The organism is Arthrobacter koreensis (assembly GCF_035792275.1).
Classification (GTDB): domain Bacteria; phylum Actinomycetota; class Actinomycetes; order Actinomycetales; family Micrococcaceae; genus Arthrobacter_B; species Arthrobacter_B koreensis_A.
The window spans coordinates 136278-151079 of record NZ_JAMWKK010000002.1; the positions used below are offsets into that span (position 1 = coordinate 136278).

General features: G+C 63.1%; 15 protein-coding genes. 8 read left to right on the forward strand and 7 right to left on the reverse strand.

The window, feature by feature from the left end:
• Positions 1-68: 68 nt before the first annotated feature.
• On the forward strand, positions 69-1211 hold the full coding sequence (locus NGB94_RS02580; protein WP_325788868.1) for an ABC transporter substrate-binding protein: 1143 nt from the start codon (positions 69-71) through the stop codon (positions 1209-1211).
• A 2026-nt stretch (positions 1212-3237) separates the two neighbouring features.
• Here NGB94_RS02580 and NGB94_RS02585 read toward each other — a convergent pair.
• Positions 3238-3564 (reverse strand): GNAT family N-acetyltransferase, encoded by a 327-nt coding sequence (locus tag NGB94_RS02585; RefSeq protein WP_325789113.1) that lies wholly within the window; start codon positions 3562-3564, stop codon positions 3238-3240.
• Between the two features lie 465 nt (positions 3565-4029).
• On the opposite strand from NGB94_RS02585, the gene NGB94_RS02590 reads away from it, so the two are divergent.
• Positions 4030-4440 carry a RidA family protein gene (locus NGB94_RS02590; RefSeq protein ID WP_325788869.1) on the forward strand — a complete coding sequence of 137 codons (411 nt, stop codon included), beginning with the start codon at positions 4030-4032 and terminating at the stop codon, positions 4438-4440.
• A 178-nt stretch (positions 4441-4618) separates the two neighbouring features.
• Here the strand turns inward: NGB94_RS02590 and NGB94_RS02595 are convergent, their stop codons facing one another.
• Entirely contained in the window at positions 4619-5500 is an 882-nt protein-coding gene (locus NGB94_RS02595; protein WP_325788871.1) for an EamA family transporter, read from the reverse strand.
• 255 nt (positions 5501-5755) lie between these two features.
• On the reverse strand, positions 5756-6436 hold the full coding sequence (locus tag NGB94_RS02600; protein WP_325788873.1) for a hypothetical protein: 681 nt from the start codon (positions 6434-6436) through the stop codon (positions 5756-5758).
• Between the two features lie 195 nt (positions 6437-6631).
• Between NGB94_RS02600 and NGB94_RS02605 the strand changes: the two genes are divergently transcribed.
• Positions 6632-7036, forward strand: coding sequence for a hypothetical protein (locus tag NGB94_RS02605; RefSeq protein ID WP_325788875.1), 405 nt, complete (start codon positions 6632-6634; stop codon positions 7034-7036).
• Positions 7037-7150: 114 nt separating this feature from the next.
• Positions 7151-7768, forward strand: a complete 618-nt coding sequence (locus tag NGB94_RS02610) for a hypothetical protein (protein ID WP_325788876.1) — start codon at positions 7151-7153, stop codon at positions 7766-7768.
• A gap of 19 nt (positions 7769-7787) precedes the next feature.
• On the opposite strand, the gene NGB94_RS02615 is transcribed toward NGB94_RS02610, so the two are convergent.
• The 3 genes from NGB94_RS02615 to NGB94_RS02625 all read right to left on the reverse strand — a co-directional run bounded on the left by NGB94_RS02615 (position 7788) and on the right by NGB94_RS02625 (position 10125).
• The gene (locus tag NGB94_RS02615) at positions 7788-8600 is read right to left on the reverse strand and encodes a GNAT family N-acetyltransferase (RefSeq protein WP_325788878.1); all 813 of its coding nucleotides are present in this window, start codon (positions 8598-8600) and stop codon (positions 7788-7790) included.
• A 71-nt stretch (positions 8601-8671) separates the two neighbouring features.
• Complete coding sequence (locus NGB94_RS02620; RefSeq protein ID WP_325788879.1) at positions 8672-9700, reverse strand: phosphotransferase; 1029 nt, start codon at positions 9698-9700, stop codon at positions 8672-8674.
• A 38-nt stretch (positions 9701-9738) separates the two neighbouring features.
• Entirely contained in the window at positions 9739-10125 is a 387-nt protein-coding gene (locus NGB94_RS02625; RefSeq protein ID WP_325788881.1) for a GrpB family protein, read from the reverse strand.
• 404 nt (positions 10126-10529) lie between these two features.
• Between NGB94_RS02625 and NGB94_RS02630 the strand changes: the two genes are divergently transcribed.
• The 4 genes from NGB94_RS02630 (at position 10530) to NGB94_RS02645 (ending at position 13378) form a co-directional block, all read left to right on the forward strand.
• Entirely contained in the window at positions 10530-10991 is a 462-nt protein-coding gene (locus NGB94_RS02630) for a hypothetical protein (RefSeq protein WP_325788883.1), read from the forward strand.
• Positions 10991-11197 carry a helix-turn-helix transcriptional regulator gene (locus NGB94_RS02635; protein ID WP_325788884.1) on the forward strand — a complete coding sequence of 69 codons (207 nt, stop codon included), beginning with the start codon at positions 10991-10993 and terminating at the stop codon, positions 11195-11197. The genes NGB94_RS02630 and NGB94_RS02635 overlap by 1 nt, the downstream gene beginning before the upstream one ends.
• A gap of 28 nt (positions 11198-11225) precedes the next feature.
• On the forward strand, positions 11226-12260 hold the full coding sequence (locus NGB94_RS02640) for an NAD(P)H-dependent flavin oxidoreductase (protein WP_325788886.1): 1035 nt from the start codon (positions 11226-11228) through the stop codon (positions 12258-12260).
• 116 nt (positions 12261-12376) lie between these two features.
• Positions 12377-13378 carry an adenosine deaminase gene (locus tag NGB94_RS02645; protein WP_325788887.1) on the forward strand — a complete coding sequence of 334 codons (1002 nt, stop codon included), beginning with the start codon at positions 12377-12379 and terminating at the stop codon, positions 13376-13378.
• On the opposite strand, the gene NGB94_RS02650 is transcribed toward NGB94_RS02645, so the two are convergent.
• Complete coding sequence (locus NGB94_RS02650) at positions 13379-14677, reverse strand: APC family permease (protein WP_325788889.1); 1299 nt, start codon at positions 14675-14677, stop codon at positions 13379-13381.
• Positions 14678-14802: the final 125 nt, after the last annotated feature.

Sequence of the window (14802 nt, forward strand, 5' to 3'; positions counted from 1 at the left end):
CGCCGCTCCCTAGATGTTCCACCCGCACCACTCCGTCCGCACTAAAAGCCCGTATGAGGGGAAGCAACATGAACACACGAAGGAAACCGCTCACAATCCTGGCCTCGGGCCTGGCCGTCACTGCCCTGGCGCTGGCCGGCTGCGGCGGGGACACCGGGGACGGCTCCGCCGCCGCCGACGAGCTCACCCCGGTCAAACTGCAGCTGCAGTGGTTTGCCCAGGCCCAGTTCGCCGGTTACTACGCGGCACTGGATCAGGGCTTCTTCGAGGAGGAGGGCCTCGACGTCGAAATCCTGGAAGGCGGTGCGGACATTGTGCCGCAGGACGTCCTGGCCTCCGGCGACGCTGACTACGCGATCTCCTGGGTGCCCAAGGTCCTCGGCTCGATCGAACAGGGCGCAGCGATCACCAACGTGGCGCAGATCTTCGAACGCAGTGCCACCCTGCAGGTGGCCATGGCGGACTCGGGTATTGACGGTCCGGAGGACCTCGCCGGCAAGAAGGTTGGGTCCTGGGGCTACGGCAACGAATGGGAGCTGTTTGCCGGTATGCAGCAGGCCGGCGTCGAAATCGATGACATTGAACTGATCCAGCAGGCCTTCGATATGAACGGTTTCCTGGCCGGGGACATCGATGCAGCGCAGGCCATGACGTACAACGAATATGCTCAGGTGCTGGAGACGGAGAACCCGGACACCGGAGAGCTCTACCAGCCGGAGGACCTCACGGTCATCGACTGGAACGAGGAGGGCACCGCGATGCTCCAGGACGCCATCTGGGCGGACACCCAGCGCCTTGAAGACGACGAGGAATACCAGGAAACCACAGTCGCCTTCATCAAGGCGGCCATCAAGGGCTGGGCATACGCGAAGGACAACCCCGAGGAAGCGGCGGAGATCGTCACCGGGGCCGGGTCCACGCTGGGCACGAGCCACCAGCTCTGGATGACCAACGAAACGTCCAAGCTGATCTGGCCGTCGACCAACGGCGTCGGCCTGATCGATGAAGCTGCGTGGGAACAGACCGTGGACATCGCCCTCGGCACCAAGAACGAGACCGGTGCAACCATCATCAGCGAAGAGCCGCCAGCCACCGCTTACACCAACGAATACGTGGAGAAGGCGCTGGCGGAACTGGAAGAGGAAGGTGTTGACACGAAGGGCTCGGATTTCTCGCCCATTGAGGTTGAGCTGCAGCCCGGGGGCAACTGACCCGGTGTGAACTCGTTCCGGCCTGGCCGGTGCGTCGCTGTTGGCATTTCCGGGGTTCCGCCCGCTGGGTGGTCCGGGCTGATTGCGGTGTGCCGGCCAGGCTTTTTGCCGTGCGGGTGTGGGCCGGGAGTTTGCGGGTAAAAGGGTGTCGCGTTTGGGCTACCTTCACCGGGCATTTTTGCGGGCGGGGTATATGCGACTCGGGGCCCCTGGATTGAGAGTTGGCAAGAGTGCTGGCCGAAAAGATACAGAATGCCGCTGCCCTGACCCCGGGGAGGATTTATCAAAACGATTCGTCTGATAAAAGGCGGGGAAGAGAGATGTCGCAGCCTCCTGTGAGCTTGACCTCAACCCCTCTAATGCAAGGAGATACGCATTGTTTGAGCCAGCGATTCATCCGAACCACAGACGCGCCCGGTCCCTCAGCATAGCGGCTCTTCTTGCAGCAATTGCCCTCACCGGCGTAGGCATATATATCGTCGTAGCGAAGGGTATGTGGATAGTTCTGGGACTGGGTATTGTCGCGGTACTATCCGCGATCCTGAGATATGTGAGCACCGAACGGTGGTTCAAGAGACAACTTGAACATCCCCCACAAGGCGAATAAACGAGGTAATCGGATCCGCAAGCTCACGCTAGGGAAGGAGCCCATTGGTCCTTTTGCCAGCCCAGGAAGAGCGAACTCATCCGGCTAGCGGAACGAACCCCGATGCTGAGGAAACGGTCTCCATCACCACCGTCGTAAGGCTGCTCTGGTGCCCGCTTGTTGGGATGAGCCTTACTCGGTGGGCACGGTCGGTTCTCAAGAGCACGTCTTCACGAAAGTTGTGGCACCTGGCCGAGCCTCGAACGTCACAACATGGCCGTCGTCGTCCTCGAAGACGGCTTGTGATCCGGATACGGTCACAGTGCCCGCCTGATAGGGGTTCCCCCATCCCGGTGGGGGATTGCCCTGGCCATCATGCAATGGGGTATCTGCAATGAAGAACGTGTTGTCAACGCGCAGTTCCTCTATGCCACAGTGCGTGTAAAGCATGATTGGTTGGCTTGAAGGCCCTCCTGCCGGTGCGTCCGTTGAGGCGGTGGGGCGGGGGAGCTGTGGGTCTGAGCACGCGCAAAGGACTGCCAACAGCGATGCAGCCAAGAGTGAGATCCTCACGCTGGTGTTCATTGGTGTCCCCCAATCCCGGGTCTGACGCACAGACTAGACGATGGTGAGAATGGTCGCCATGATGGCAAATGATTCAAAGCAATGCGTCCCGCTCAGGGATCCTCATTCGGGACGGCCCATCGCATCCGTCGCCGCTGCAGAGCGTCGCGGTCAGGGACCGGCTAATGGGACGCCTCAAGAGCTCACCCGCCTGCCACTGTGCGTAGCACTGAAGGACCGGCCTACGGGACCTAGCGCTAGGCGTACTAGTATCACGACTATGAGACCAATGCGTCCCTGGCCCGCGTTTTTTGCTCGCCTTGCGATCATCGTAGCCAGCGTGATGCTGTTGCTTGCCGTCTTCAACGTTTTCGCTAACACAGGCAGAGTCGCCTCATGGCTTCCGCTCTTTGTCATGATGCCGTGGCTGCTGTATCTGGGTATCTGGAGTTTGCGAAACCAAGATCGAACGTAGCCAGACGAGAGCTGGGTCCTTCCCGTCAATTCGCGCCGTATAGGAGTCGGCTGCCGGGACACAGCTGACCGAGGCATTAATGATGCGGACACCGTACGATGCATAGGCGATGGACACCTACGGCAAAATTCTCTTCTTTGTATGCTTCTTCGGCGGACTTACGCTTATCGTGGGCGGCGCACTATGGGCAGCGCGCCACCCAAGAACCAAAGGAAAACCGTTGGGCCGCGAAAGAAAGGCTTGGATAGCGCTGATCGGGCTATGTGCAGTTCTCATTGTGGGTGCCGCTCTGAGTTTGTAGAGTCCCGAATCCGAACTCAGGGCTGGTCTCCATTTGAGTATCCGTGTGAGGGGACTACTCACTATCCTGTGGAGTCCTGGCATATACCTTGGTGGCGGCGCTACCTCACCCTGAGCTTGAACCCACGGTGCGATCCCACGAATCCAAGCCTCTCGTAAAAGCGGTGGGCACCCTGTCGCCTCTCGTCAGATGTAAGTTGGACCAACGACGCCGCCATGGCGGGCGCTGCAGTGTCTATCGCCCAGCGAATCAGTGCGGAGCCGATGCCCTTCGACCGAGAGTCAGCGCGAACCCTTACTGTTTCAATCAGGAGGCGGGTGGACCCCCTCCGGGCCATGCCTGGAATTCGGGTGAGCTGCATCGTCGCTATGGGTTCGTTCGCTCCGGTTACGACAACGAGGAGGTCATTGCCCGGGTCATTGATGATCTCTGTTAGAGCGGAACGGTAAGCAGCGAGATGTCAGAGACGTCGGCTCTATCGCCCCGACCCGCACTTACTGGATCATCAGCAAGCAGGCGCATCAGCGCATGGAGATCATCCTGCGAGGCTCTGCGTAAGGTTAAGGCCTGTTCTGTACCGGGGAGGGGGACGGGCAGGTCCAGAGAACGAATCATCTTCGTAGTCTCCCATTGACTCATGAGCCGCCTTGTCGCTGCTTCGGTTGTTCGCCGCATTTGATTGGAGTGTCCACAACGGTGCCGAAGCTGACGCTTTGGGACCTGCAATATAAAACCTAGGACGCTCGTCCGGACGAACGTTTTTCCGTTCGGCACCCCACCACTCAAGGATCCAGCAGCGTGCCTTCCGCCGAGTGCGCCCGTTTGGCGCGCGGAAGATCACGTCGATGAAAGACTTCTGCTATTTGGTACGACAAAGCAAAGGACAATCCTGTTGACTCGAGCTGTGACTTTGATTGGTTCCAACATCCTCACGAATGTGGCGCAGTATGCGTATGCCGCCACAGCTCCGGCAGATTCACGCCTGATTTTTTTGGCCGGCTCGTGTCCGCTAAGTGAGGACGGCTCCACTGTGAGCGTGGGTGATTACGCGGGTCAGGCTGCAAAGTGCCTCGAGAATATGACTATTGCACTGCACGAGGCAGGTGCGTCATTGCGTGACGTGATAAACACTCGTGTACTCGTTGCGTCCAGCAATCAGACGGACCTCGTCAGCGCTTGGGAGGTTGTCCGCGACGCTTTCGGAGCGGACAGTGTTCCCCCGAGCACGCTGTTGGGGGTAACGGTTCTCGGATATGACAACCAGCTAGTCGAGGTTGAGGCCATCGCGGCGGTCCGTGATTAGGGGGGGTAGGTGAGGAGTGTTGGCTACAAGCTGGAACGTCGCAACATGGCCATCGTCGTCCTCGAAGTTGGCCCGTGATCCGGATACGGTCACAGTGCCCGGCCTGATGGGTTTCCCCGACCCGGCGGGGCAAGACCTGCGGGTACTGGCCGGGAGCCCGCAGCCAGTACCCGCAGTTCTACGGCAGAACGTCTTCTGACTGCGTGGTGGGAGTCCGGCCGCTTCGCCAGATGATGGCCGCTCCCGACGCGATGACCAAGCCGATACCGGCGACCGCCGAAACCGGCAGTTCCTGGCCCAGCGCCAAGGCCCCGACGACGGCAGCGGCCGCCGGATCCATGGCAAACAACGTCCCAACTACACGCGGTGAAGTGAGTTTGGTGGCCAGGAAGTCCAGAGTGTAGGCCAGTGCGACTCCCAGCAGCGCGGATATCAGCACAGCCACCCAGTCTGCCGTTTTCAGCTTGGGTACGGCCGGCAGCGAGAAAGGCGAAAGCAGAAGGGCGGCAACCGCCACTGACAACGCCAGGCCCTGGATGCCCGCGCTGTCCTCACCCACCCGGCCCGCCATGAGCGTGTAGGTTCCGAACGCGACCGCCGCTCCCAGCCCGAACAGGACACCGAGTCCGTCGACCCCGGACTGGACTCCCGCGACGGCGGCGACACCGGTCAGCGCCAGGACGGGCAGGAATCTGTCCAGGAGCCCCTTTCCTCCGAAGCTGGCCACGGCCAGCGGTCCGAGGAATTCGAGAGTAACCGCCAGGCCAAGCGGAATCCGTTCAAGGGCGCTGTAGAGCAGTACGTTCATGGCAGCCATGGCCGCCCCATACAGCAGGATCCCGGACCAGGCATGCAAATCCAGGGAGCGAATCCGTGGCCGGGCGACGGCGAGGAGAAACAGGGCAGCCAGCCACAGCCGGAGCCCGCTGGTCCCGAGGGGGCCGGCAACGGCGAATACGCCGCTGGCCAGAACCGAAGATATCTGGATGCTGATCGAACCGATAAGGACGCAGGCTGCGCCGGTCAGGGCGCGCGAACGCGAAGAAAGATTGTGGAACACGATAACCATTTCTGGGCAGACCGAAAGACCGGTCGTTGACGGGAATGTCAGACGACAGGCAGCCGCTCAGAAAGAATCAGAAGAATCCGCGATGCCTGTCAGCGGCGCGCGGACGGTCCTCGGCGGGCAGAACAGCCCAGGTTGCTCATCGGGTCCATAAGAGGAGCGTATTTGTGGAACGGAACCAAGGCCAACTGTGACTACAGCACCTTCGGAGTCATGGACCCGGGTCTGGGTGTTTGGAGTGTGTGGCGGTTAGTTCCGGGTGGTAAACCGAACCTGGATCCTTTCCAGTTCAGCGCGCGGGAGAACTGCGGTCACGACGCCGCCGTCCGGGAGGCGTGCCCCGATGCCGTAAACGAACGGGTCGCTGTCAACTTCCGCACCGGGAACCTCGACTCCGTTGACAACGGTCCAGGCATTGCCGTTGATCATCCGTGCGGTTACAACGGGTGCATGCTGGTCCCAGGGTTTGCCGCCCGGCCAGAGCTTCTCCCGGTACTGGTTCAGGAGAATGTGGTTGACGTGGTCGGCCAGGAGGTCTTGAAGCGAAGCATGTGGCTCCCGCTGCCAGGTGGTCCGCACGGCTTCCCACAGCTGCGGGTAGCGCATCCGCTCAACCTGTTCGATCAGCCAACGGGGCCGGGGCCACGGCGGAACTTCGTCTATTCCTCTGAGGGTTTCCTCATCGAGTTCTGCGAGGTTCACCGGGTCTAAGCGGTCATCAGGGTTTCGCCAGAGTGTATAGGTGATGCTCGCTGTCATTTCGCTGTACCCGTGATCATCCAGGACGGAGTTCAGGCTGACGGAGTCCGTGTCCTCAAGTGACGGCTGGGGCACAAGCCCAATCACCGGAACGGGCATCAATCTCAGGGCCTCGACCTCTTCGACGCGGGGGTCCGGGGCGTCTTCGGGGAGTATCCCAATCCAGTCCATGCCCCACTATGAATGAAGAGTGGGTGTCTGTAAATGCCGTCTATTGCCCGTCAAATATGGCTTTCAGGCAGCTAATAGGATCGTCGCCACGACCAACAACGCATAAACGCATTCCTGGGCTAGGCTGGGGCCGTTGCACCGCTGGGGTGCTGCAGGGCCGGGGGGACCGCCGTGAGAAGAAAACCGTCAGCAGGCATGATCGTAGGGCTGTCGATCGTGGGTGGCTTCGCCCTCGGGATCGGCACGATGCCTGAATCCGGTCCTGATGGATCCGCAGTCGAGTCCGGTCAAGGGGCACCTGCCGCATTTTCGGCGTCGTCTTCTGTGCCGGCGGACGATCCCGCGACGCCGGTGTACGAACCGTTTATCGCATGCTCGGCCGATTACCTTGATGGAAAGGGCGCTGACCTCGACCGGAGCTACCTGATCGGTCCGGAGAACAGTGCGATGGTTTCACCCGAGCAGCTGGTAGCCATGGGCATCCCTGCAGTCGACGTCGAGCTGCAGGCCCGGGCGTGGGATGAGCTCAGCCCCGAAGAGCGTGACGAGCAGTTGTGCCGTGCTGCCCAGCAGGAAGCCGCCATCGCAGAGTCCCGCTGATCGACTATTCAGGTCCTGGTGCAACAGATCGGCAGGCATGTCCCTAAAAGGAGCGGATTCCAGCCCGCATTTCCTACCTATTGACCTGCGGGACGGCTCTGTAAAACTTCGCGGGTGAATGGTCCCCGGCGTGAGGGCGCTACGAAGAATTGGATGCGGCAGCATCCATACCTGGCGGTGTCTCTCGGATATGTGGTTTTTCTGGCGGTCACAACTGCAGTGAGCCTTGTCTATGGCTCCCCGGACATAGCGGAGATGCTGCTCCAAGCGCTCATGTATTCCCTGATCTACTGGCTTGGCGCATTTTTCCAGTCGAGGAGATTCAGCAGGACCAAAAAACGCCTCGATGAACACGGGCAGTCGAAGGTGTATATCCGCTACCCGGATTCGCGACCGGGATCACTCAGCGGGATGTGGAACCAGGGGATTGCGGCTCCCGGTGAGGGGTCCATGCGCTTTCAGCCCGCTGTTTATGACAGCCTGGAGTTATCCGGGCGCGCGACCGACTTTGTGGTGCAGGAAGTGCTTCCCGAACGCCGGAAGGTTCCCCGTGATGAACGGAAGTATCTGTGGGATTTCGGATTCGAAGTGGTCACCCTGCTCACTGACAAGGGCAAAGTCCAACTCGCGGCAAGCCCGGAAACTCTGGACAGCCTGCTCGAACTGCTGGCTTCCGGTCCGGGCCGCCGCCTGGACCAACGGGTACGTGGGGAAGATGCTGACGGAGCTTGAGGAAGAAGGCGTATACCGTTCAGCACCCCGGCAGCGAACGCCGGGGTTTCTCCTGCCGGTAAACGTAGCGGCCGTTCTCTCGAAAACCCGCTCTCGCATACAGCTCCTGCGCGCGGTGATTCGCTGCAGTTACCAGTATCCAAAAGTCCGTCACACCTGAGTCGTTGCCTGCCTGCAGCATCGATCGCAGGACCGCTGACCCGAAGCCGCGGCGACGTGCTTCCGGGATCGTTGCCATGCAGTAGATGCCGCCTCTCTCCCCGTCCGGTAAGGCGAGGCGTCCTACAGCTGCGGGTCGGCCGTCCTCATTCCGTCCGCGCCAGCGCGTACACGGAGGGGCAGCCGGAGAGGATTCCAGGGCAATGCCCCGTTCCTTGTCGCCGCCGCGGCCGTCCACCTGCCACCAGACCTGCATCCAGTCATCTGAGGGCGCCGACGACAGTTCCACCGCGGGGGTGCCGGGGAGCGTAAAAGTGTCAGGGACCTCCGTGACATTGCAGGTCATGACCAGCGTCAAGGACTGGCGGGTAAACCCTTCGGCATCAAGGAGGGCGTGCAGCGCTGCCGCAGCGGCGCCGTCGGTCATCTGAAAAATCACCGGAAGGCGGCGGCTGCGGTACCAGGTCCGTGCCTCGCGGAGCAGCGCAGCAAGGGTATCGTCCGAGCACCCGTTCATGCCGCCTGGCCAGATCGAGTTGGCCCGCTGGGTTACGCCTGCCGCAGCCCGGAGAACCCACCCGCCGGTCTCGCGCCGGTCCAGTGCAGGCCAGGCGGCGTCCATGGCTGATTCGAGGGACAGCGGTGCGGGTTGCATCTGCTCGGCTGTATCCACTGGATTTCCTTTCATTCTCGGGCGACGGTTTCCCAGAGCGGATCTTCATCCGCTGCGGTCGCTGGGTGCGATTAGGGTTCGGAGGGCGCGCGGTACTCTGCGGCAAAAGCATCCTTTTTGAGGGCACCGAACAGTTCGGTCAGATAGATGGCGATGTCCGCATACTGTGCAATCAGGTCCGCGCCGTTACCAAGTACCGCCCGGACAGGATCAAGTGCAGGCGTGGATGCGTCGGCTGCTGCTGCACGCAGCACTCCGAGCCGTTCTTCGCCGGACCTGTAACCGAGTTCGTACAGCGTCCAGTGAAAGAGGTGCATCAGGGCGGAATCCCGGTCGAAGCCGACATGTGCGCGCATGCCTGATTCTTCCTCCGGAGTCAGCTCAAAGCCTTGGTGAAGAGCAAGGCCGAAGTCCGTGTACAGCAGCCGCCCGTCCCTGACGAGAATGTTCCCCGGATGCACATCGAAATGCTGCAGTCCCCGGCTGTTCATCCATGCGGTGGCTTCGAGGATCTGGTCGACAGCATCGGGGAAGAACTCCGGCCCTGTGCCCTGATCGAGACTGCGGCGGATCAAGTCACCCAGGGTTTCAGGTACGTATTCGAGGAAGAACACCATGCTCCTGGACGCGGCTTTGAGTGCGGCGAGTCTGCTCTCCATCTGCGGCCAGTGCGCTCCCCACTGGCGGGATGCGGCATCGCCGTCGAACTCGCTGAGGTCTGCTTCGCTTTTTAGGTCCACAATCCGCCAGCCAAGCAGGAGCGGGAAGAAATCGGTCAATCCCGCCTGGACCCACCGGGTTGTCAGCTGGTGGATCGCCAGTTCCCGTCCGGCTGAATTGGAGGGGCACCCGATCCCGTAGTGGGCGCTGAAGGGAAGCTGGAGCCGGCTGCCAGTGGCGGTCGGATCTGCTTCTTCGCCGCTTGTCAGCGGAAGCTGTTTCACGAAGACAGTGGATTCGCCGACGCGCACGGTTTTCGTTGTTCCACCAATGCCGATGCCAAAGCTGTCAGCGCCTTCGATGAGCCGCTGCACTCCGGCATCATCCATGCCGCTGAGGACAGCCATCGCGGTTGAGGCGGCATCAGTCCGGACAGTCATTGCAGCATTCTAGGGCCCCAAATTCTTCGGATCGGACGCTAGCTGAGCGACGCTGCCCTGCTCCTCGTCCCATTGACGTCCGCGCCGGTGGACCAAGTGGACGATGGCATTCCTGCGGCTTCTGTCCGGCGAGCTGAGCCAGGCGTGTCCTCTCTGCATCCCTCGAAATCGAACCCATTCGCAGCGAGCAGGTTCACAGCGGCCGAGAACTGACGAGGGTCGACGCCTACCAGCACATCAACCACGTCTTTGGCTGGAAGGCGCGGAATGGACGTCGAACCGATGTGCTCTATTTCGGCTTTCGGCAGCAGCGTGAGCAGTCTTGAGCGCACGGTGTCGAATCTTGAGGCCCACCCCAGCGGATCTGGTGAAACAAGTTCGATGCTGTCCCCGGCCTGCAGGGCGGTCGTTTCGACTGAACTCATTGTGTGCACCTCTGGTCTCCGTTTACCTGCACAGTACGGCCGCGCCGCAAGCGGAGGGTACTGCTTGAACTCAGGACGGTTAGGTTCCGGCAGAACCACGAGGCCCGATCGAGTGCACACGGCCCTCCGCTTTGGGACATCCCTGCCAGTTTGGAACACTCCTGCCTGCGCGCCGCGCAGGATTGTCCCCAAGCGGCAGGCATGTCCCGAACCGGAGGGAAAGCGGCGCGGCGTAGGTCCCCAAGCGGCAGGAATGTCCCGAGTGGCAGGAATATCCCCCGCCGGCACCGCGCCGCCCGCCCGGGTGGGAAGCTCCGGAGCCAGTGGTCAAACAACCTTTACGTACAGCACGCTTTACGGTACAGTTTCCTTGACAGGTGGTTGAAGCGAGGAAAGGCTGACTGATGAGCACGAATAATGCCCGGAGCAAATGGGGGCGGGCGCGGTTAGGCGGCAGTACCGCCCAGCTGCTGGCCGCCTCGCTCGCCGCAGGAGTACTGGCAGCGGGCGTTTTGGGCTGGTTGTTCATGGTGCTGCGGAACGGAGACCGGCCGCTGCTGGAGTTCGGCATCATGGCAGTCTTCACCCTGCCTATCGCGGCCACACTGGCGTGGGTGGTGCTCGTGGACCGATCAACCATCACTGGTGCCATCAAGAAGCCCGAAGACTCCGTTGAATCCGCCTGGTATGACAAAGCGGCCAGCGGTGCGTTCACGGACATCCTCCTGGTGGGAGGCCTGGGATGCGCAGCCCTGACACTCCTGGGAACCGAAGGCACTGCCGGCCTGGTCCTGGGCGGCGTGGTCGCTTTCGCGATGCTGGACTTCGGCGTGCGCTACCTCTGGCAGAAGAAAACCGCGGCCTGATGGAAAACTCGCTGACCCGCCGACGGTCGGAGCGCGGCTGGTCCCAGCAGCACCTCGCCGACGAACTGGGAGTCTCCCGGCAGACCATCATCTCCATCGAGAAGGGCCGGTACGACCCTTCGCTGCCGCTTGCGTTCCGGCTCGCCGCCGTCTTCGACTGTCGGATCGAAGACCTTTTTACTCCCGAGCAGGCCACAGCCGACTGACCTGTCGCAGATCCAGAAAGGCACCCAGATGACCGGACCTCTCCTTCCCTCCCGCCTGCCGATCGCCGCCGCACCCATGGCCGGCGGACCAACGACGACGGCGCTGGCCGCCGCAGTTGCCGAAGCCGGCGGTTTTCCGTTCCTGGCCGGCGGCTACAAGACGCCCCCTGCCCTTGCTGCAGAGATCGGCGAACTCCGGGCCGCTGGACATCCCTTCGGCGTGAACCTGTTCGTTCCGTCAGCGGATCCCATCGACGAAGCCGCCTTCCGGGCCTATGCCCGGCAGCTGCAGCCGGAAGCAGACCGCTACGGGCTGACTCTCAGCGAGCATCCGGTAGCCGATGACGACGCCTGGCAGGAAAAACTCGACCTGCTAACCCAGGATCCAGCCGACGTCGTCTCACTGACCTTTGGCCTGCCGGCGCCGTCGGACATCGCCGCCCTGCAGGGGGCCGGAACCACCGTCCTCGCCTCGGTGACCACACCCGCGGAAGCACGCCAGGCGCAGGCCGCCGGCGTCGACGGGCTGGTAGTCCAAGGACCGCAGGCCGGGGGTCACAGTGCCACCTTCGACGCAGACCGCAGGATCGATGAGATGCCCACTGCCGAGCTGGTCAAAGCGGTGCGGGCAGTAACCAGCCTGCCGCTCATTGCCGCCGGGGGCGTCGACGGCCCGGCAGCTGTCCAGACGCTCCTGGCAGCCGGCGCCGAGGCCGTGGCGGTCGGTACCCTGCTGCTGCTCGCTGACGAGGCGGGAACGTCGCCAACCCACCGGGCCGCACTGTCCGGCGGCACGTTCTCCGAAACCATCCTGACCCGTGCGTTCACCGGCCGCCCGGCCCGCGCCCTGCGCAACAGCTTCGCGGACAGGCACGGGCAGCACGCCCCAACCGCCTACCCGGCCGTCCACCACCTCACCCGGGAACTGCGGCAGACGGCCAGCAAAGCCGGCGACGCCGGGACCCTGCACCTGTGGGCCGGAACCGGCTGGCGCAGCGCCAGGGAAGCCCCCGCAGCGGAGATCATCGGCTGGCTGGCCGCACCGCCGCACACCGCCCGGTAGCGAATCTCACGTTCCGGCCACCGGGTCCGGAATGGTGCAGGCACGCGGGGCATCCTAGGCTGAATGGTGAGCCGCGGCATGCCGCAGCCGTCCGAAGAACATGGAAGAGGAACCTCTTGAGCAAGCTGCCCTGCGCCGAACTCCACCTGCACATCGAAGGAACGCTGGAGCCGGAGCTCATCTTTGAACTGGCCGCCCGCAACGGCATCGAGCTGCCCTATGCAGACTTGGACGAACTGCGCGCCCGCTACGAGTTCACCGACCTGCAGTCCTTCCTTGACCTCTACTACGCCAACATGGACGTGCTCCGCACTGAAGCGGACTTCGCGTACATGACGCGGGCCTACCTCGCCCGGGCAGCGGCAGCCGGAGTGCGGCACGTTGAAATGATGGTGGACCCGCAGGCGCACCTGGCCCGCGGCGTCGCGCTTGAAACCTGCATTCACGGCGTGGCCTCCGTCCTGGAGACATCCGAGGCGGAGTTCGGCGTGTCAACGGCCCTGATCGCGGCGTTCCTGCGCGACCGCCCGCAGGAAGAGGCCTCCGAGGTCTTCGCCGACCTGCTGGCCATGAACGCGCCGATCATCGGCATTGGCCTCGACTCCGCGGAGCTGGGCAACCCGCCGGAGAACTTTGTGCCGCTCTACGAGCAGGCCCGGGCCGCCGGGCTAAAGCTCGTGGCGCATGCGGGGGAGGAGGGCCCCTCGCACTACATCGAGCAGGCCCTGGACCTGCTGCTGGTGGACCGGATCGACCACGGCATCCGCTGCATGGATGATCCGGAGCTGGTGGCACGGCTGGAACGCGACCAGATTCCGCTGACCATCTGCCCGCTCTCCAACGTCCGCCTGCAGGCCGTTGACTCGCTGGAAAGCCACCCGCTGCCGCTCCTGCTGGAACAGGGACTGAACGTCTCGGTGAACTCCGACGATCCGGCGTACTTCGGCGGCTACGTTGACGACAACTTCGCCGTCCTGCGCGAGACGTTCGACCTGAACCCGGCCCAGCTGGCAAGGCTCGCCGAAAACTCGATTACGGCCTCGTTCGCGTCCCCTGAGCGCAAGGCCGAGCTGCTGGCCGAGGTCGAGGCCTGGCTGCTGGTGGAGGGAATTGCCTAGTCAGTGCTGCGTGCCGGAGCCGGCGTCATTCCGGCCCCGGCGGAACGTCAGCCGCACTACGGCGCCGGCAACAATGGCCATCAGCCCCAGGGAAATGTCCAGCAGAGGCAGGGACAATGCCAACAGCAGCGACCCGGCGATTCCGACCACGTTCAGCACCCGCGGTGTGTACCAGCGGCGTTTATGCAGCGTAAAGGCAATCACCGCAGTACCTCCGGCATACAGCAGCCCGGTGAACGCAGCGACGCCGAGCAGGGTGGACAAAGGGAATGCAAGGACCAGGGCGATGACGACGACGGCGCCGGCCGCCACGCCAACCCACGCGATCTCGGGCCGGCCGCGCAGCAGGGAGCGTTTCCGGCCGAACAGCGGCGGCAGCTCACCCTCGGCTGCCATCGCCGCACCGATCCGGGCGCAGCCGGCATTCAGGGCTGAAAGTGCCCCCAGCCCGGCAGCGGCCGCAGCGATCAGCACCACGCCGGTGCCCACGCCGCCGCTGAGCTCGGCCGCCGGGACCAGCAGGGGAGCAGGCTCTGCAGCGAGCGACGCCGGCCCGAAGAAGTTCAGCAGCGACTGGCCCAGCACCAGATACAGGCCCAGCACGACGGCGATGGCCGCCGGCAGCGCCAATGGAATGTTGCGTGCAGGGGAGCGGACGTGCGGTCCGAGTGAGGCCAGGTACCCGTAGCCGATGAAGGCAAAGTAGAGCAGCGCAGAGGATTCCAGTAGTCCGGCAAACCCCGGCTCGGGCAGGGTTGCCAGCTTGGGGTTGCCGCCGGGCAGGTCGGAGTTGAATGCCACCACGGCCACAAAGGCAAGCACCGCAATAACGAAGGCCACGATGAAGCGGGACACCCAGTCGCTGCGGGTCGCCCCAAACAGGTTGAGCACCGCGGTCAGGGCGACGGCCGCGACGGCCACCGCCACCGCGTAGTCCGGGGCCAGATAGGTGCCCAGCATCAGTGCCGCCACCGCGGCGGCCGCCAGCCGCGAGCAGAGGAAGACCCAGCCGGTAACGAACGCCGCTGTGGGACCGAGGATCACCCGCGCGGCCCGGGTGCCGCCGTCGTCGTAATTGGCCTGTCCCTCGTTCAACGCCGCACTGATCTGGAAAATCGCGACGCCGCAGGCATAGGCAACGACGGCGGCAATCAGCAGCGGGATGGCAAGCGGGCCGCCGTCGGCACTCACCGCAGCGGGGAAGACAATAAACACGCCCGCGCCGACAATGGAACCGATGCCGGCAGTTGTCGCGTCGAAGCCGCCCAGCGGGCGGGCAGTGGCAGCGTTGCCGGACAAACGGGCCTCCAATCGGTCAGCCCTTGGCCGGGAAGCGCGGGGAACACCGGTAAACTCAAAGAAGATCTCTACTCACAATGGGCGGAAACAGGTGGTTTCCGCAACCAATCGAAGTTGAAAGGACT